Source organism: Pseudoxanthomonas yeongjuensis (assembly GCF_010093345.1).
Taxonomy (GTDB): domain Bacteria; phylum Pseudomonadota; class Gammaproteobacteria; order Xanthomonadales; family Xanthomonadaceae; genus Pseudoxanthomonas_A; species Pseudoxanthomonas_A yeongjuensis.
In genome coordinates, this window is the sequence record NZ_PDWT01000006.1 from 115079 (window position 1) to 132760 (window position 17682).

Below are 17682 nucleotides of genomic sequence, written 5' to 3' on the forward strand. Positions count from 1 at the left end.
TATATCTCAGAAGCTAACCCCAATCCGCAGCATGACTTCGCGCGGCGGGTTCGGATATGCGCTGACGGCCGGTCGCACGGGGTTGGATTGCTGTAGTCCGGCGAGCGAGTAGTGCTTGTCGGCGGCATTGCGTACATCGAGGTTCACTTCCCAACGCATGCCTGGACTGATCCAACCTATGCCCGCGTTGTAGATGCTCGCCGAAACCGTCTGGACAAGCGGCCCTTCGTTGGCGACGTTGTTGAAGTAGGCGCTGTGGTGGTTCCACGACCCGTTGATGCGCAGCTGCCCGGGCAGGCCAGGCACCTCTGGCGTCAGGCGGAACCCGAGCTGCGCCTTCCTCGGGATCAGGTTCGCGATGTCCCTATCTCCGCAGTCAATGACCTGACCGAACTGGTTGGCGCACGCGAACGAACCGGTGTACTCGCCGTCGGTGAAGGACGCATTGCCATAAAGCAGCAAGCTGTCGGAGACCTGCCACGAGGGCTCCAGCTCGATGCCGCGAACCACGCCGCCGGTGGCGTTGGAGGTGTAGATGGTGCTGGTTCCAGGAAAGAACACCGGCAGCTGCAGCCCGTCGTACTCGGCTCGATAGGCGGCCACGTTCAGGCGAAAGCGATTGTTCGGGGCGGTGTATTTCATACCGACCTCGTAGCTGTCGACGCTCTCCGGGTCGTAGGGCGTCGGTGCACCGATCTGGTCCGGCACGCCGGTGTTCGCGTTGGGCGGGATGGGATTGAAGCCACCGCTCTTGAAGCCCTGCGTCCAGGACGCATATACCATGACTTGCGAATTCGGCTCCCAGTTCACTCCAAGCTTGGGCGTAGTCGCGGTGTAGGTCTTTTTGGCGTTCTGCGAGACGTTGAGCAATGTGCGGTAGAACTGGGTGAAGTCCGCGCGCTCCTCGGTGTACCGGATACCTGCCGTCACGCCGACGCCGGCGCCGACTTCGTAGGTGCCTTGCGCAAAGACCGCAGTTGCGCGCGTGTTCCGGTCCTGGTCGATCGTCGGACTGCTCGCGGCAACCGCGCGGCTCTGACCCTCCTCGTCGAAGTAGTAGAGGCCAAGCACGCCCTTGAATTTATCGCTCGTGTAGGTCGCGTTGAACTCCTGGCTGTAGAATACGTTCCGGGTTCGACCCTCGTTGGCGCTCAGCAGATTGACGTCCTCACCGCGATCGCGCGCCTGCTGCATCGCCAGGCTCACCCAGATCGTGTTACCAGTGCTGAACGTCCTCTGGTTTCCATAACCCGTGGTCGAGGACAGCGATATGGCGTCGGACAGGAAGTACCGCGCGTTGATTGAGGCGCCGGTGTTGTGGATCGAACCCTGACCGAGCGGACCATAGGTTTCCGTGCGCGTGAGGTCGCGATCAAAGGTGCCATTGGCCTCCGGAATGTTGATCCCGGGCAGCACTTGCAGCGGTACGGGCACACCCGCCTCGGAAAAGTCCTGGATGGAAAACACGGACCCCTCGACCTCGAACTTCTCGTTTGGGGTGTACAGCAGCTTGGCCCGCTGAGCACGCGAGTCGATGTTGCCGATGCGACGGCCGTACTCCGTACCGTACAGATAGCCGTCGCGCTCGCGGGTAACGCCGCTGAGAGAGAACGCCAAAGTGTCTTCGATCAGCGGACCGCTTGCATAGAACCTCGTCCCCAACGCATCGAAATTGCCTGCACTCAGCTCGGCCTTGCCGGTCCAATAAGCCGATGGACGGCGCGTCTCGATCTTCAGCGCGCCACCGGAGCTGTTGCGGCCATACAGCGTTCCCTGTGGCCCGCGCAATACTTCCAGCCGGTCGATGTCGAAAAAATCGAAGAACGCGCCATTGATCCGCGGTTGGTACACGTTGTCTATATAGATGCCTACTGCGGGATCGAAGTTGATGCCGGCGGTGCTTTGTCCGACCCCGCGCATGGCGATGCGCGCGCTCGTGTTGCTGCCCTGGGAAGGCGTGATCATGATGCCCGGGATCTCGGAAGCCGCGGTCAACACGTTAGTGACCTGGCGCTCGGCCAGGGTCTCCGCTGTCAGGGCCGTGATCGCTACGGGCGTGGTCTGGACGGTCGAGGTGAAGCGCTCGGCGGTTACCGTAACCGCGTCGAGAACAACCGCTTCCTTCGGCTTTCCCGCTTCGCCTTCCTGCGTTGGCTGTTCTTGTTGGGCTTGCGCCGTCGTCGACAGTGCGATGGTGAGCGCAGAGACCAATGCGAGCTTCTTACACGTCGACTCAGGAAGTCCGGTTGCCAGCATGCTTTTCACCTTTGAATTTCCCCTAGAGGTTGTGATGACTTCGCGATGGTTTCGAGGACGCACCTCGGATGCGTCCCGATATTTGCTTGGCGATGGACCCCTGCCCGATTCAATCCTTTCCAGCTGATTGAAATAACGTAGTTCACTACGTTATCCATATTGCATAAGCCCCTCTGCCTTGTCAAGCCGATCTGCGTGCGGTTTCGAGCGTGTACGTGGCGCGGATCGATAAAGCGCGGATCCAGTGACTCCGCTGCCTTTTCGCTCGACTTCGAATCCCCTTCCAACGCGCAGCAGATAGGTGTCCGCAGGGGTGTCAACCTGCCGCTTTGCAGGCAGACGCGAGCCGCGTACCGCGAGAGACCGAGAGTGCGGGATCGATGTGCGGTTCTCGCCAGGAGCGCGCTGCGCCAGGACGAGCCATGCGATGCCGCAGGTTCGTCCGCCCGGCATTTATCCACCGCCGGGACGCCTCGCAAGCGCGATGGCGCGCAAGTGGCTCAGACCCTGATGATCTTCTCTCCGAGGAGTTTTCCGAAGGTGAGTGCGGGGGTCAGGCTGGCACCGTTGGTGTGCGCTTTGCCACCCGTGGCCGCGCCCAGGACTTCACCAGCTGCGTAGAGTCCGTCGATCGCGCGTCCCTCTTTCGTGGTCACCCGCAAGTCTTTATCCACGCCAAGGCCGGCGTAGGACTTGAGCGTCCACGTCTGAGATCGGACGGCATAGAATGGGCCGCGTGCGAGAGGCACTGGCCTGTGTTCGCGATCGAAGGGATCGGGATTGCGTCGTTCTACCGACAGGTTGTACGCATCTACGGTTTTCTGCAGGTTGGCGGGATTGATCCCGGCCCTTACGCCGAGCTCGGCCAGGGTCGCGCCCTGGTGGAACATCGGATGCGTGTTGAAGGCATCGAGCAACTTCGCCCGGCTCCAACTGCCGATGAGGGCGGGAGCCTCGTCGAGCACACGCTGGTCGAATACGGCCCAGAAGCAGTGACCCGCCTGGCGATCCATCGTCCGGTCGCGCTCGCTCATGCTTGGATGGTCTTCACGCACGAACCTTTCGCCCGATGCGTTGACGAAGATCTCCCAAGGCGCACGCGACCGCGGATCGATGTCCATGTTCGCGGCGGCCAAAGAGGGCCACTGATCGCTCTCGGCAATGGAGCCGTAATAGCCGATGTAGTTCTCGGCGCACCGCACGTGGCCGCCGGCCGACAACCCCAGGGTAATACCGACGCCTTGGCTCGATGGCATGGCCACACGTCGATAGAGTGGCACGCCGTGCAGCGCTTCGAACATGCGGGGATTGCTTGCACAACCTCCCGTCGCCAGTACGGTGCTCCGGCCAGAAACATCCGAGCGCCTACCCTTGCCATCCGCCACCACTACTCCAGTGACTACGCCCTTCCTGTCCTGCATCAGCTCGATCGCGTCGGCACCAGTCATCAGAGTGATCTGTCCCAGCCCGACCAGGCGGTCGAACTCCGGCTTCATGACCGCCAGGATGGATATGCCGTTCTGCAACGCCGCGTGATAGCGGGGCACCGAGTAGTAATCGTAGATACCGACGCTCAGACGATCGTCGGGGATGACCAGGCCCTTCCCGGCCAGCCAGTCCACCATGCCTCCCGCGTTGTCTGCCCAAAGCCTGGCCATCTCGGGCACCGCAGTACCCTTACTGATTCTCATGATGTCGTCGTAGTGCTTCTGCGCGGTGTCGTGGATGCCCCTGGCCTTCTGGAAAACCGTTCCGGCGGCGCCCAGGTTTCCGCCGGTGATCACCAGCGATCCGCCAACGCTCAACTGTTTTTCGATAACCACGACCTTCGCCCCCCGGTAGGCGGCGAAGATCGAAGCAATCATGCCTGCGGTACCGCCGCCGACGATCACCAGCGTGCTGGGCTCTCGCGCGTAGCTCTGGCGAATGGACCAGGGAAGAGCCGCGAGCACGGCTGCAGCTGCGCCGCTCTTCAGCATCCTGCGCCTGGAGAAAGAAGTAAGACCGCACGTATCGGGCACGTCGTAGCTGCTCATCGAATCGCCTCCATGGTGTGTCGTAATAACGAATCCGCCGGCAAGCCGGCGAGCGAAGCAGCCGTACGCACCGCCTGCGCGCACAGATGGGAACCAACAGCGGTGGCCGTCAGTGCGAACTGACGGGGTAATAGACGACGACATAGATAACGTATCTATCTATGTTAGAGATTGTCAAGCGAGGCAGGGGATCGCGCCGGCCCTGCCTGACGCAGGGCTACGCTGCTGACGCTTCGTCACGGGCATCATCGGTTCACCGGCACCCCGATCCGGGCACATCGACTTGAACGAGAACGTTGATGCACGATCTCGTCTTGGGCAGCTTCGGCGCATTGCCGATGCAGTGCAGCATGAGAATCCGCCGGGGTTACTGCGCTTCTCGTCCGACCACTCCGGCGACCAAGAGCTGTTCGGTCTCTTCTGCGGTAAAGCCAAGAGCGCCGAGGATCGACTCGCTGTGCTCGCCAGCCCGCGGAAGCGCCCCACCCTGCGTCGGCCGCCGACCCGCCATTTCCAGCGGGAGGATGGGCAGAGCGGTTCGAATGCCATTCGCCAGCTCGAGTTCCCCCAGTCCGCCGCTGGCGAGCAGGTGCGGATCGTCGAACAGATCCTCCGGGCGACGGATTGGCGCGAAAGGCAAACCCACTTGCTCGAATAGCTGCAGCAGCTGGCGACTGTCGAACTTCAACAGCACGTCGCGCACGATAGGCAGCAATTGCTCGCGTGCCGCCACCCGCATCGCATTGGTGAGATAGCGCTCATCGGCCGCGAGATCGTCAAGCTCCATGGCCTTGCAGAAGTTGAGCCATTGCAGGTCGGAGACAACGCCCAAGAACACGCGCTCGCCATCCCGCGTCTCGAAGACGTCGTAGATGGCCCAGGCCGAGATGCGTACCGGCATCGGTTGGGCCGCCTTGCCCGTCACCGCTTTCTGGGCCATGTGCTGTCCCACAAGATAAACAGTGGTTTCGTAAAGCGCGCTCGTCACCTTCTGGCCTAGTCCGGTACGGTGCCGTTGCTCTACGGCCGCCAGGATGCCGATCACGCCGAACATTCCCCCCGTCACGTCTATGACGGACGCACCGGCCCGGAGCGGGCGTCCGGGTGGGCCCGTCATGTAGGCCAGGCCACCCATCATTTGCGCGACTTCGTCCAGCGCGGTCCGGCTCTCGTAGGGACCGGAGAGGAATCCTTTTTCCGAGCAGTAGATGAGCCGCGGGTTGAGCTCGGCCAGCGAGTCGTAGCCGATACCAAGCCGCTCCATGGCGCCAGCGCGGAAATTTTCGACCAATATGTCGGCGTTTGCCACAAGGCTTCTCGCTATTTCAAGACCCCGCGGTTCCTTGAGGTTGAGGCACATACTCTTTTTGTTGCGGTTGTACATCGGGAAATAGCCGGCGCCAGAACCCACGAGCTCTCGTGTGGCATCCCCGCCCATGGGCTCGACCTTGATCACCTCGGCGCCCAGCTCGGCAAGGATCGCGCCCACTACCGGCCCCATCACCATGTGAGTGAACTCGACTACCCGAAGACCCGACAGCGGCAGTTCGGCTGTCGCAAGGTCAGTCACGACTTGTCTCCCGTCGGTGGTACGAAGCCGAGTGGAAGTCCTGCATCCGGCGTGAAGCCATACAGCGGCTCGCCCGGCAGCGCATCAATCAGAATGCGCCGCACTTCAAGCAGTCGCGACAGGTCGATGCCTACGCTGATACCCATGGCCTGCAGCATGAATACGAGGTCTTCGGTCACGATGTTGCCCGATGCGCCAGGCGCGAAGGGGCAGCCTCCCAGCCCGCCCAGTGAACTGTCGAATGTGGTGATGCCGGACTCGATGCCTGCCAGTACGTTCGCCAGGCCCAAGCCACGGGTGTTGTGCAGATGCAGACCGTTCAGCGAGCTGCTTCCCACTGCATGCTTGACGGCCGCCACCAACCGTCTTACCTGTGCCGGGTTCGCGTAGCCGGTCGTATCCGACAGACCGACCTCGTCGCAGCCCGCCTGCATCAGGGCTTCCGCCAGTTCCACCACTTTGGACTCGGCTACCTCGCCCTCGATCGTGCAACCGAACGCCGTTGAGATGCCCCCCTCGAAGTGGGGCCGCTCGCCCGATGGCAGGCCACCGAGCAACCGGGCGATGGCACGAACATCATCCAGGACCTGCGCGTGCGTGCGGCGCAGGTTCTTCAGGCTGTGCGATTCCGATGCGGACAGCGGCAGTGTGACCTTGTGGACACCGGCCTGCACCGCGGCTTCGGCGCCTTTGAGGTTGGGCACCAAAGCGGCCACGGTCAGGCCGGGTATCCCCCGCGCGTGAGCCACCAACTCGGCGGTATCGGCCAGTTGCGGCAATATTTTCGCGGGCACGAAGCTGCCAACCTCGATCTCGCGCACGCCGGCCGTCGCCTCCGCGGTAATCCAGGCTTTCTTGGCCGCCAGCGGCATTATCCGCTTGATGCTCTGCAAGCCATCGCGTGGGCCAACTTCACTGATCAGAATCGATATGGTCATGTCTCGTAGATCCAGGGTCGACGTTCACGGTCCCGTTCAAGGAAGGCTTCGATCCGTGCCTTTCCCTCCAGCGTCAGATCGATTTCGTCGAGGCCCGCCAGCAACATCTGGCGCGCGTAACCGTCGATGGGAAACGCCAGTCCGGTTCCGTCCGGCGCAACGATTCTCTGCGCCTCCAGATCCACGGTGAGGCGTGCGCCGGGCGGATCGGCTGCCAGCTTGGATGCAAGCTCGGCGATCGCTTCGCCGGACAGCTGCACCGGCACGATGCCATTCCGGACGCAGTTGTTGAAGAAAATGGGGGCGAAGCTGGAGGCGATCACCACACGAAATCCATAGCCGACCAGCGCCCAGGCTGCATGCTCGCGGCTCGAACCGCAGCCGAAGTTCTGGCCGCCAAGAAGGATCTTGGCATTGCGATAGATCGGCTGGTTGAGAATGAAGGCCGGATCGGGTTCGCGACCGCCTGCTTCCCGATAGCGCCAACCGGAGAACAGGCCGCCGGCCAAAACTTCCGGATCGGCCGACACCATCTCCCGCGACGGGATGATGGCGTCGGTGTCGACGTTGTCGCGCAGCAGCGGTGCCGCGATAGCAGTAAGGGTGCCGTCGAATTTGATCAAGCCCCGGCCCTCAACGCGCCCACGCGCGAGCGTCTGCGATGTGGCCGGCCAGGGCGCTGGCGGCGACGGTTTCCGGACTGGCTATATGCGTGCGCGTGCGCGGACCCTGCCTGCTTTCGAAGTTCCGGTTTGTGGAGGAAACGACGCGCTCATTGGCCCCGAAGCTCTCGCCGCCGGCGTAGAAGCACATCGAACAACCCGACTCGCGCCATTGGAAACCCGCCTCCACGAAGACGCGGTCCAGCCCTTCGGCCTCGGCCTGCAGGCGTACCTGGGTCGATCCGGGTACGCATATGGCACGCACGCCCTCTGCCACGCGACGACCCCTGAGTAGCCCAGCCGCGCGCCTGAGATCTGAAATCCTGCTGTTGGTGCACGAGCCAATGAATGCGCCATGGATCCTCAGATCGGCCATGCGCGTGTCCGCCTTGAGATCCATGTAGTCCAAGGCACGATCGTAAGCCTCGCGCTTGCCTTGTGCCGCCTCGTGGCGCGGCACCTGGCCATCGACGCGAACCGCGTGCTGGGGGCTCGTTCCCCAGGTGACCATGGGCGCCAGGTCTCCGGAATCGATAATGATCTCGCAATCAAACGTGGCTGCGTTTCCACTCACGAGTTCGCGCCAGTTGCCCAGCGCACGCTTCCATGCCTCCCCGCCCGGGGCATAGGGCCGACCCGAGAGATATTCGAAAGTCTTCATATCCGGGGCGATCAGCGCAGTCACTACAGCGAACTCCGCGGCCATGTTGCACAGAGTAAGGCGGGCTTCGATATCGAGCGCACGTACCGTGCTGCCGGCAAATTCCACCGCATACCCGCTGCCCCCGCCCGACCCAAGGCGCGAGATCAGCGACAGGCTCATGTCCTTGGCGGTCACCCCATCGGGCAGATTGCCTTCGAAACACACACGCATGGTCTTCGGCTTGTGCACACGGAGTGTCCCGGTGGCCAGCGCATGCTCGGCCTCGGTCGAACCGATGCCCCATGCGAATGCACCCAGCGCACCCTGGGTGCAGGTATGGCTATCGGGGCACACGAGCGTGACGCCAGGCAGCACGATACCCAACTCGGGCGAGATGACGTGGACGATTCCCTGCTCCGGAGTGTTGATGTCGAACAGACGGATCCCAGCGTCGATGGCGCGTCTGCGCGTTTCCACGATCAGCGTCTGCCCGCCGGGCACCCGGGTGGCGTCGCCCCGTCCCGGCACAGTCTCGACGATATGGTCCATCGTGCAGAACGTTCGCGATGGATGCGCGACAGGACGCTGCGCTGCATGCAGCTTGCGCAATGCGACCGCGCCGGTTCGCTCGTGAAGCAAGATCCGGTCGATGGCGATGAGCGCAGCGCCGTCCTCGAAGTCGGTAACCACATGCTGGGCCCAGAGCTTCTCGAACAGGGTGGTTCCATCAGCCTGATCGAAGCCCACCCCACCCTCTCCGCTTTTCGCCTGTTGCACGCCAAGCCCTCAGTAAGGGCGCTTGAGGTACTGCCCACCCGGTTCGCCCACGATCCGGCCGTTCTCGCAGATCAGGTTTCCGCGCAGGTAGGTGGACACGATCTTGCCCTGTAATTCCAGGCCCTCGAAGGGGGTATAACCCTGGGCAGACGCGGAATCTTCGGCTCGCACGACAAAGGTCTGCTGCGGATCGAAAAGCACGATATCGGCGTCATAGCCCGGCGCCAGGTCGCCCTTGCTCTTCAACCCGAATCGCTGCGCCGGATTCGACGAGGTCAGCTCGGCCATGCGGTTCAGCGACAGGCCCCGTCTGCGGCCCTCGGTATGCAATGCCGAGAGCAGATACTCGGCACCCCCGAAGCCGGACTTGGCCAGGAAGATGTCCTCTGGCTGGTCGGAATCGACCTTCAACTCGTGCTTGCAGCAGGCGTGGTCGGAGCACACCCAGTCAAGCTTGCCCTCAAGCAACTTTTCCCAGAGGTATTCAACATCCTCGCGCGCGCGGATGGGCGGATTGACCTTGGCGCAGGCGCCGGCGGGGGCGTCGTAATCAAGCACCAGGTGGGCGATGGTGACTTCGCGGCGGAAATCCACGTGCGGGAAGGCCTCGGCCATCTTGAGCGCGGCGTCGAGCGCCTTGCGTCCCGACAGATGGAGAAGGTTGATGTTCGTGCATTCGGTTTCGTGCGCGAGATAGGCAGCGATGCAGACCGCCAGTCCTTCGGAATGGGGCGGACGTGCGGCGCTGTAGGCACGCAAGCCTGTCAGCTTGCCTTCCTCGCGCACGATTTTGGTGTAAGCGGCCATGATTTCAGGCGTCTCGCAGTGCAGGCTGAGCGAAATGCTGTCCCGGCGGTCCGGATACGCGCGCATCGCTTCCTTTACCCCGCGCATGACGAACTCGAAGTGCGCCACGTCGTACTTCTCGTCCTGACCGATCATCAGGAATTTGTGCTGGTGGTCGGAGGCCCCGTGCAGGCCATAGCCGCCATAGAACATGAAGATCTTGAACGAGGTCACCCCGAACTTCTCGATCAGCATCGGGATCTCGCCGATTTGGTGCTTGTCTACCGGCGCCAGATGATAGGCATAGTCGACGTAGAACCGCCCTTCGCTCGTGGCCAGCACTTCGGGGAAGAACGCTTCGTATGGGCCACCCTTGTTGAGGTAGTACTGGCCGGTCCGCATGTAATTGAGGCTGGAGGTAACGCCGCCCTGGGCGGCTGCCTTGCTCTCGGTCAGGGCATCCTGCTGCAAGGGCGAGTAGATGCCGGTATGCATGTGCGCATCTACCAGCCCCGGGAATGCGAGGCGGCCCTTGCCGTCCACCACCCTGGCGGCCTTGGCGGGATCGATGCCTGGCCCGGTGGCCACGATCTTCCCCTCTGCAATGGCGATATCGCCCCGTTCGACGCCGTCGGCACCCGGCCGGACGATCTGTACGTTCTGGATCAGCAGGTCGAACGTTTCGTCATGCATCTCGATACATCTCCGAATATAGAGTCAGATTTCCGCCGGTTTTCGCCCCCTACCTGCGAAACGGGGTTACATGTCCGGAGGTCGGTCGACCCGATGCCCATGCCCCTCGCCCGAGGGCATCAAGTTCAATTTCAGAACTAAGATAACCTAGTTTATTATTTAGTGAAATGCTGCCCATCCTTGCTCCCACCGGCGCCCCTCCTTCGGCCTGTGCCCGGTCACGTGCAGCCCGTGCCGATAGCCGCGCCGCAACGGCCATGGCAGACTTACCCGGATGAGAACCAAGAAAGCACCAGCAGTTGCACGGACCACCGGTCAGCCGGCGGCCGCGGGGCCACGTGCCCGACCGATAGGCGTTGGCATGGTCACGCCCAAGCTTGCCCATCTGGTCGCAGACCGGATGCGCGAACAGATCGCCAACGGCGAACTGAAGAATGGCGACACGCTGCCACCCGAGGCCGAGTTGTTGCGGCAATTCAACGTCTCGCGCCCGATCATGCGCGAAGCGCTGCGCGTGCTTGAGGCGGAGAATTTGATCCAGCTAGGACGCGGCGCGCGCGCCGGCGCCACCGTTCTCACACCAACCATCAACACCGCATCAAGGTACGGCGCACTCTATCTGGCCACACAAGGCACGACACTAGGCGAGATAAACCAGGTCCGCATGTTGCTGGAGCCGCCGCTTGCGGCGTTGCTCGCCCAACGCAAGAGCAAAGGGTTCCTTTCCGACCTGGAGAGTTGCGTCGTGACTCAGCGCGCGGCTCTGGCACGGCAGGATCATGCCGCTGCAATCGCTGCAGTCAATGAATTCCACCAGCAGATGGTGAAGCACTCGGACAACAGCGCTCTCAACCTGCTGGCAGGCATGCTTAGCGACATTACCGCCGCAGCCTATCCGCGCTTATTGCTCAGCCGACCGAACCAGCGGGCGGTGTGGGTGCGCACGGAAGAGTCTTGCGCCGCACACGCACAGCTTCTCAAGTTGATCTCCGATGGCAAGGCCTCACAGGCGGAAAACTTCTGGCGCAAATACATGCTGGAAACCGCCGAGTATCTGATCAACAATTCCCTGGCCAACCTTCCGGTTGGCCTACCGCGCTCAAACAGCTGACGCTCCTGACCGAAGCAATCGCTCAGGAGTGAGCTGGCTTGCGGGCACTGATCACCGTCCAGGGGAATCGCCAGGCATCGCTGCCGCCCGAGGTTCCGCTGGACTCGTGGAAGGGCTCGATCAGCACATCCTTGAATCCTTTCTTAGCCAGTATTCCAGGCAGATCGAGCTCAGCCAGTGGCTGCATGTAAGGTTCATTGTTGCGCCGTCCATGCCCGTAGTGCAGGAACCGGTCGAACGGATCGGGGATATGCCAGAAGTCGAGGTGCACCATGCGTCCACCCGGCTCAAGCACGCGGATGCACTCGTCGAATACCTGATCGAGAACCCTTGGTGGCATCTCATGCAGGAACATGGTCGACGTCACCAGGTCGAAACTATTCTCTTCCAGAATGGCTTGGGAAGCGTCCGATTGGCGGAACTTGACGTTGTCCAGCTTCTCTTCCCGCGCCGCGTGCGCGGCAACTCGCAAACAGGGTTCGGACAGGTCCAGACCCTGAACCTTTGCGGCGGGAAACCGTCGCGCAAATGGCAACGTGCTCTTGCCAAAGCCGCATGCCATGTCCAGCACGCGGGTCGGCTGACCATCGGCCGCGATCTTTTCGGTAAAACGCGTGTGGAGGTCGGCGTGCGTCTGGCCGAGCAGCGGCGTGGTCGTGCGCGCGCCGTGTTCGTAAACCAACCCTGCAATGGGCTCTGACCAGACTCCGCCGGGATGCTGGTGGATGTCCGTGGCGACGTAATAAGCAGGCATCTCCAGCGCGGCGTCCAATTCCAGGGCCGGGTCGTGCTCTATTCCATCCAGCTTGCCCAGCGCCTCTTCCTGCCGCCGGCGATAGTGCGGGACCAGGCCGTAGCGTCCGGAGTACTTTGCGCTCTGCAAATGCCGCTCGAGCCACGCGAAGTAGCGGTACGTCGTCAGGCTTTCGACGACGTCGGCTACCTCGGTCACGGTCTGGGGTGCCTTGCCCTGAGCCGCACATTGCTCGGCATACTCCGCGCGCAGCCGGCTGTACATCTTCGTGGTCCAAAATCCCTTGGCAGCGAGCAGGAAGCGCTGAGCAGCCTGGAAGGAACTATCGCTCGTGCCCATCACGTCCTCCGCCGACCTGCAAAACTGAACATACCCGTCGCCCCGTTGGCCTGCTGCACGCCAAGGAGCGGGCGCAGCAGGGCTTCGGCGAAGGCGGCTGCCTCCTGCTGCGATTCCTCGGACCCGCTGGAACCGGCCAGGTCCTGGCTGGTCGTCGGGCCAAGAAACCCACCCTTGGCCAGCGCGCTCTCCAGCGCCATGAGCTGGTCGCGCAGGACGCAATGTTCGGTGGCCAGCGCCAGAATCACACCCATCATCCGGTCGAGCGCCGGATCCTCGAAAAAAACCTGCTCGGGACGGGATAGATCCGTATCGGGCTCGATTAAGGGTTCGCGTGGCGACATGCTTTTGGTGGCCGGCAAATGGACAGGACCAAATATAGGCCAAGCCCGGCAATTGTACAACTAAGTTATCCTTGTTACGTTTCCGGGCATACTGGCCAACCGCATCATCGGACGGGGTACTGCGCACGTGCAGGGTGTTGTCGTACCAGGCGTTGGCTGACATTCGCTTTGCCTCGGACAACGCCGCATCGGGACCAACGATTTAATAGAGCCATGCGCTCCGCTTAGCCGATTCGGTTAGGGCGCGGGAACCTCCGAGGCGACTTGCAACAGAATAGGGATATGCCTATTGCGGTGCAGATTCTATCGACGAAAGCGGTCAAACAACCCCGAGCCCAGCTTTTTTGGTCTCCAAATTAGGCCGCATGTGAAAGCTATGACCGAAGAGCGGGTTTTCTCAAAGAGAATCCTGTCGAAGACGGACGGCACGCAAGCCACGCCATTGATTTGTCGGCACTAGCATGGGGCAGTGCATCCATCGCGCATGCAGCGACTGACCGAATGATGGACCGAATAACGATTCCAACCATCGACCAAAATTTGCCGCCCAGCTACGGTGAACACAGAAAACAGCTTATTTTTTTAAGCTGTTCTACTTTCTTTCTCTGGACCCAAAGCGGCTCTGCAATCCCCCCATTTCTTTTCAGATTTGGTCGATGGACTTGTGCAGCCTGCGAAGTTCGCCATGCCCGGCATAGTGGACTTCAAACCGCGGACCATAAATCTCGGAGAGAATTACTCTGCCAAGGTGGAAGGACTGAATGCTCTCCCGCTTTTTGACATCGAACTGTTTTGACCAATAGAAGCAGGTGTTGAGAAATTGTGGCAAGCCGAGCTGGAACGCGGCCTCCGATCCTTTTTGATCTCTACGCCATAGCGCAATTTTCAAGCCCAGGTGGCACCTTGCGGGTGCGTTATCCACCCGAAGCGGATATCGCGCGCGGTGCAGTAGCGGGATGCCGGGAGAGACTATGTCGACCGCCTAGACTCATTGGAGGCGCCGGCATGGCTTTCCTTGCCGATGAATTGGGAGGAGTCGAAGAAGTCTCCGAAGATCAGTCGGCGCGAAACGGCCCGCTTATTAAGGTCTACTGTTCACCTTGGGTGGGGATCGGTGACTGCGGATAAGGTTGTGGCAGTCGATCAATGCTGCGGGTTTTCGTGGAGACTGATGGATTCAAGCCGCAACTCTTGCCAGATGCCACATCTTCACAATCCGTCTACGTATCCCAACGTCAGCTAAAGGCGAGTCATGACTCCGGCAAAAAGACCGCTATATTCCAATATCCCAGACGAAGGAGAATTGGAATGTTTCTGACCAAGCAACATCTGAAGACGGCGCGTACGCTCGGCGTGGCGATCGTCGTCAGCGTGGGACTTGCTTCCTGCGCAACCTATAAAGACGAGTTTGCAGGGATCAACTCACGCCTCGATCAACTCGACACGAAGGTGCAGGGCGCGGCCCAGAGCGCCGAATCCGCCAATCAGTCCGCGCAGCAGGCCAACCAACGGCTGGATCAAATTGAAGGTCGCGTCCAGCAGCTCGAAGCGGCACCGCGCCGCCAACCGCGCGGTTAGTCGCTCTTGCACAATTCGTGACGAGCATCTGAATCCGGGACCCGGTGGCCTTTGCTGGCCACTGGTTTCCTTTTCGTCACGCAGTCTTCGTTCCCAAGGAACCATCCCATCCGTACATACACATACCCCGCAATCCGGGCCGTCTATGGCGCGCTGGCAATGGCGCTGGCGTTCGCGAACATCGGCGTAGCCAGCGCCGAGGATGCCGCCGCGCAACCGGTCGCCACCGTCGACCAGCTTCCGCCAGGCCAAGACGTGTCCGACACGGTGATTGAACTCGCGGGCTGGGTTGTCGCAAGCAAGGACAACCAGGGCTATCCGTTCGCGATCATGGACAAGGCCGCCGCACAGATCCTGGTGTTCGGCGGCGACGGTCGGCTTCGCGGCGCGGCGCCGGGGCTCTTTGGCTCGGCGACCGGCGATCACACGGCCCCCGGTATCGCCGGTCTCGCGCTTCGCGAGATTCCGGGCCGGGATCGCACGACGCCTGCTGGTCGCTTTGTGGGTGGTTTCGGTCCGTCGATCGATGCTGGGCGCGTGCTGTGGGTGGACTACGATTCCTCGGTCTCCATCCACCCTACCGCTACCGGCGTCCCGGCCGAGAGACGCGCCGAACGCCTTGCATCGCCTTCGCCGGACGACAACCGCGTCACTCATGGCTGCATCAACGTCTCGCCCGAGTTTTACGAGCGGATCATCCGTCCGACGTTCGAACGGGGCGGGGTGTTCTACATCTTGCCGGATGCTGATTCGATAGCTGAGACCTTCCCGGAGTTCGCGCAAAGTCGCGCGACTACGCAACGCAACGGTGGAAGACGCGCACGGTCCGCCCGCAAGTGAAAGGCATGTCGGCGTGTTGCCTTTGGCGTGCGAGGCGGCGCAGCGGATGACGCTGCTCGTGTCCCGGCCTCTTCTGCCAGTGTGCAGCACAATGCCGTGCCTTCCCTGCAGTGGGGATCCGGTCAGGCGTTACGTCTGATCTTGGCAGCTCCTCGACCCACCAAGGTCCAGGAGCATGCGTCCTTGACTCGGACATCCGTCTCCTCGGCATTGCTTCGTCCAGTTGGCTCAGTGAACAGGTCTGACAATTTATTCAAGCCGAAGCGGCTTCGCGGCTCAGCTTAATTCTGGCGTTGGTCCATGTCCGCTTGTGGCCGATAGCCGACGTTGAAGAATGCCGTTACCAGGACTTGGTGCGCGCTTAGCCAGACGGCAAAGCGGACGAACATGGATCTTGAATCCAATCGAAAGCCGCCAAGAACGCCCAGGGCGATATTCTCCGATGTTGACGTGTTGGCGCACCCATAAGGATTGGCGCTTGAGAGCTGAAAGCAAGTGAAAAATCATCTTTTGGCCAGCAAAAAGCGACGCCCGAGAAAAGAGCTCGCAAGATCGCAGAATATGCCCCGAGTTGCTTCTCTTCGACCCCAGCAAGAGCGCCAACTCTTTGATTGCCAAAGGGGTTTTTGACGGAGCGCGGGAGAAAAAACAGGGTTCCAGGCTGGATGGTGGGCCGTGATGGATTCGAACCATCGACCAAAAGATTAAAAGTCTTCTGCTCTACCAACTGAGCTAACGGCCCGCTTGGAACACCCGGCCTTGCGCCGGGACGCGCATTCTAACGCAGCATGCGCCCGCTGCGAAATCAGGCGTAATGGGTCGGATCGGGCACGCCGGCGTCGGCGAAGCCGGCGGCGCGCAGCTGGCAGGCGTCGCAATGGCCGCAGGCCAGGCCCCGATCATCGGCGCGATAGCAGGACACGGTCTGGCCGAAGTCCACGCCCAGGCGCATGCCTTCGCGGACGATGTCGGCCTTGCTCATCTTCATCAGCGGGGCGCGGATGCGCAGGCCGGCGCCCTCGACCCCGGCCTTGGTGGCCAGGTTGGCGAGCTTCTCGAAGGCGTCGATGAATTCCGGCCGGCAATCGGGATAACCCGAATAATCCACTGCGTTGACCCCGCAGAAGATGTCGGCCGCGCCCAGCACCTCGGCCCAGCCGAGGGCGACGGACAGCATGATGGTGTTGCGGGCCGGCACGTACGTGGTCGGGATGCCGGGGCCGCCCGCTTCGGGGACTTCCATATCGGAGTCGGTCAGCGCGGAGCCGCCGATCGAGCGCAGGTCGACGTTGACGGTCTTGTGGGCCACCGCGCCGAGTGCGCTGGAAACCCGGTCCGCGGCTTCCAGTTCGGAAGTATGGCGCTGGCCGTAGCGCACGCTGAGCGCATGCACGGCGAAACCCTGCTCGCGCGCCAGGGCGAGGACGACGGCGGAATCCATGCCACCGGAAACGAGGACGACTGCGTTTTTCATGGGCGAATTCTAATGTAGGAGCGCCCCTTGGGCGCGATGCCCTTTGTTGGGGCAATCGAAAAAGCATCGCGCCCAAGGGGCGCTCCTACGACTCAGCGACCCGGCTCGTCGTTCCACAGCAGCTTGTGCAGCTGCATCTGGAAGCGCACCGGCAAGCGGTCGGCGACGATCCAGTCGGCCAGTTCACGCGCGGAGAGATCGGACTTGCTGGGCGAAAACAGCACGTCGCAGCGTTCGTTCAAACGATGGGTCGAGACGATCCCGCGCGCCCATTCGTAGTCTTCGCGCCCGCACAGCACGAACTTGACCTGATCGCGCGCGGTCAGCAACGGCAGGTTTTCCCAGCGGTTGCGTGCGACCTCGGCCGAACCCGGCGTCTTGATGTCGAGCACGCGGGAAACGCGCGAATCGACTTCGGCGATGTCGATCGCGCCGGAGGTCTCCAGCGATACGTCATGACCGGCGTCGCACAGCGCGCGCAGCAGGATCAGACAGCGCTTCTGCGACAGCGGTTCGCCCCCGGTGACGCAGACATGGCGAACGCCATGCCCGGCGACTTCGGCGACGATGTCGGCGATATCGCGCCATTCGCCGCCATGGAAGGCATAGGCGGTGTCGCAGTACTGGCAACGCAGCGGACAGCCGGTCAGGCGCACGAACACGGTCGGCCAGCCGACGGTGGCGGCCTCGCCCTGCAGGGACAGGAAAATCTCGGTGATCTTCAGCCGGTCCGTGGAGGACTGGACGATATCGCTGGGAATGGAAGCGGCATTCATGACAGGAATTATGGACTTCGCGACCAAAGTGTAGGAGCGCCCCTTGGGCGCGATGCTTTTGTCGGTTATCGCGACGAAGAGCATCGCGCCCAAGGGGCGCTCCTA

The 17682-nt window shown here is 61.9% G+C and carries 15 protein-coding genes and 1 tRNA gene; 3 read left to right on the forward strand and 13 right to left on the reverse strand.

What is annotated here, in order from left to right; all coding sequences use genetic code 11:
- Positions 1 to 6: 6 nt before the first annotated feature.
- The 7 genes from CSC74_RS14405 to CSC74_RS14435 form a co-directional block, all read right to left on the reverse strand.
- Positions 7 to 2256 (reverse strand): TonB-dependent receptor, encoded by a 2250-nt coding sequence (locus CSC74_RS14405; protein WP_246193286.1) that lies wholly within the window; start codon positions 2254 to 2256, stop codon positions 7 to 9.
- Positions 2257 to 2756: 500 nt separating this feature from the next.
- A complete protein-coding gene (locus CSC74_RS14410) occupies positions 2757 to 4292 on the reverse strand; it encodes an FAD-dependent oxidoreductase (RefSeq protein ID WP_162315185.1) in 1536 nt (511 codons plus the stop codon).
- Between the two features lie 367 nt (positions 4293 to 4659).
- Positions 4660 to 5862: a CaiB/BaiF CoA transferase family protein gene (locus CSC74_RS14415; protein WP_211369655.1), complete on the reverse strand. Its 1203-nt coding sequence runs from the start codon at positions 5860 to 5862 to the stop codon at positions 4660 to 4662.
- Positions 5859 to 6800: a hydroxymethylglutaryl-CoA lyase gene (locus tag CSC74_RS14420; RefSeq protein WP_162315186.1), complete on the reverse strand. Its 942-nt coding sequence runs from the start codon at positions 6798 to 6800 to the stop codon at positions 5859 to 5861. Before CSC74_RS14420 ends, CSC74_RS14415 begins: the two co-directional genes overlap by 4 nt.
- Positions 6797 to 7423 (reverse strand): 3-isopropylmalate dehydratase small subunit, encoded by a 627-nt coding sequence (gene leuD, locus CSC74_RS14425; protein ID WP_246193274.1) that lies wholly within the window; start codon positions 7421 to 7423, stop codon positions 6797 to 6799. Before leuD ends, CSC74_RS14420 begins: the two co-directional genes overlap by 4 nt.
- Before the next feature lie 10 nt (positions 7424 to 7433).
- Positions 7434 to 8882: a 3-isopropylmalate dehydratase large subunit gene (locus CSC74_RS14430; RefSeq protein ID WP_211369656.1), complete on the reverse strand. Its 1449-nt coding sequence runs from the start codon at positions 8880 to 8882 to the stop codon at positions 7434 to 7436.
- A gap of 9 nt (positions 8883 to 8891) precedes the next feature.
- Positions 8892 to 10361 carry a dihydroorotase gene (locus CSC74_RS14435; protein ID WP_162315187.1) on the reverse strand — a complete coding sequence of 490 codons (1470 nt, stop codon included), beginning with the start codon at positions 10359 to 10361 and terminating at the stop codon, positions 8892 to 8894.
- A 361-nt stretch (positions 10362 to 10722) separates the two neighbouring features.
- Between CSC74_RS14435 and CSC74_RS14440 the strand changes: the two genes are divergently transcribed.
- Entirely contained in the window at positions 10723 to 11472 is a 750-nt protein-coding gene (locus CSC74_RS14440) for a FadR/GntR family transcriptional regulator (protein ID WP_162315188.1), read from the forward strand.
- Positions 11473 to 11494: 22 nt separating this feature from the next.
- On the opposite strand, the gene CSC74_RS14445 is transcribed toward CSC74_RS14440, so the two are convergent.
- The 3 genes from CSC74_RS14445 to CSC74_RS17475 form a co-directional block, all read right to left on the reverse strand.
- Positions 11495 to 12565 (reverse strand): class I SAM-dependent methyltransferase, encoded by a 1071-nt coding sequence (locus CSC74_RS14445; RefSeq protein ID WP_162315189.1) that lies wholly within the window; start codon positions 12563 to 12565, stop codon positions 11495 to 11497.
- A complete protein-coding gene (locus CSC74_RS14450; protein WP_162315190.1) occupies positions 12565 to 12909 on the reverse strand; it encodes a hypothetical protein in 345 nt (114 codons plus the stop codon). The genes CSC74_RS14445 and CSC74_RS14450 overlap by 1 nt, the downstream gene beginning before the upstream one ends.
- A gap of 643 nt (positions 12910 to 13552) precedes the next feature.
- Positions 13553 to 13798, reverse strand: a complete 246-nt coding sequence (locus tag CSC74_RS17475) for a hypothetical protein (RefSeq protein ID WP_211369657.1) — start codon at positions 13796 to 13798, stop codon at positions 13553 to 13555.
- Between the two features lie 419 nt (positions 13799 to 14217).
- Between CSC74_RS17475 and CSC74_RS14455 the strand changes: the two genes are divergently transcribed.
- Positions 14218 to 14487 (forward strand): hypothetical protein, encoded by a 270-nt coding sequence (locus tag CSC74_RS14455; RefSeq protein WP_162315191.1) that lies wholly within the window; start codon positions 14218 to 14220, stop codon positions 14485 to 14487.
- Between the two features lie 159 nt (positions 14488 to 14646).
- Positions 14647 to 15327: a L,D-transpeptidase gene (locus CSC74_RS14460; protein ID WP_162315192.1), complete on the forward strand. Its 681-nt coding sequence runs from the start codon at positions 14647 to 14649 to the stop codon at positions 15325 to 15327.
- Positions 15328 to 15993: 666 nt separating this feature from the next.
- Here the strand turns inward: CSC74_RS14460 and CSC74_RS14465 are convergent.
- The 3 genes from CSC74_RS14465 to queE all read right to left on the reverse strand — a co-directional run bounded on the left by CSC74_RS14465 (position 15994) and on the right by queE (position 17577).
- A tRNA-Lys gene (locus CSC74_RS14465) sits at positions 15994 to 16069 on the reverse strand.
- Between the two features lie 63 nt (positions 16070 to 16132).
- Positions 16133 to 16801, reverse strand: a complete 669-nt coding sequence (gene queC, locus CSC74_RS14470; RefSeq protein ID WP_162315193.1) for a 7-cyano-7-deazaguanine synthase QueC — start codon at positions 16799 to 16801, stop codon at positions 16133 to 16135.
- Positions 16802 to 16893: 92 nt separating this feature from the next.
- A complete protein-coding gene (gene queE / locus CSC74_RS14475; protein ID WP_162315194.1) occupies positions 16894 to 17577 on the reverse strand; it encodes a 7-carboxy-7-deazaguanine synthase QueE in 684 nt (227 codons plus the stop codon).
- Positions 17578 to 17682 lie beyond the last annotated feature (105 nt).

Coding starts and splice junctions, on each gene's coding strand:
- CSC74_RS14405 (WP_246193286.1), bottom strand. CDS start 2,256: ATGCTGGCAACCGGACTTCCTGAGTCGACGTGTAAGAAGCTCGCATTG.
- CSC74_RS14410 (WP_162315185.1), bottom strand. CDS start 4,292: ATGAGCAGCTACGACGTGCCCGATACGTGCGGTCTTACTTCTTTCTCC.
- CSC74_RS14420 (WP_162315186.1), bottom strand. CDS start 6,800: ATGACCATATCGATTCTGATCAGTGAAGTTGGCCCACGCGATGGCTTG.
- CSC74_RS14435 (WP_162315187.1), bottom strand. CDS start 10,361: ATGCATGACGAAACGTTCGACCTGCTGATCCAGAACGTACAGATCGTC.
- CSC74_RS14440 (WP_162315188.1), top strand. CDS start 10,723: ATGGTCACGCCCAAGCTTGCCCATCTGGTCGCAGACCGGATGCGCGAA.
- CSC74_RS14445 (WP_162315189.1), bottom strand. CDS start 12,565: ATGGGCACGAGCGATAGTTCCTTCCAGGCTGCTCAGCGCTTCCTGCTC.
- CSC74_RS14450 (WP_162315190.1), bottom strand. CDS start 12,909: ATGTCGCCACGCGAACCCTTAATCGAGCCCGATACGGATCTATCCCGT.
- CSC74_RS14455 (WP_162315191.1), top strand. CDS start 14,218: ATGTTTCTGACCAAGCAACATCTGAAGACGGCGCGTACGCTCGGCGTG.
- CSC74_RS14460 (WP_162315192.1), top strand. CDS start 14,647: ATGGCGCTGGCGTTCGCGAACATCGGCGTAGCCAGCGCCGAGGATGCC.
- queC (WP_162315193.1), bottom strand. CDS start 16,801: ATGAAAAACGCAGTCGTCCTCGTTTCCGGTGGCATGGATTCCGCCGTC.
- queE (WP_162315194.1), bottom strand. CDS start 17,577: ATGAATGCCGCTTCCATTCCCAGCGATATCGTCCAGTCCTCCACGGAC.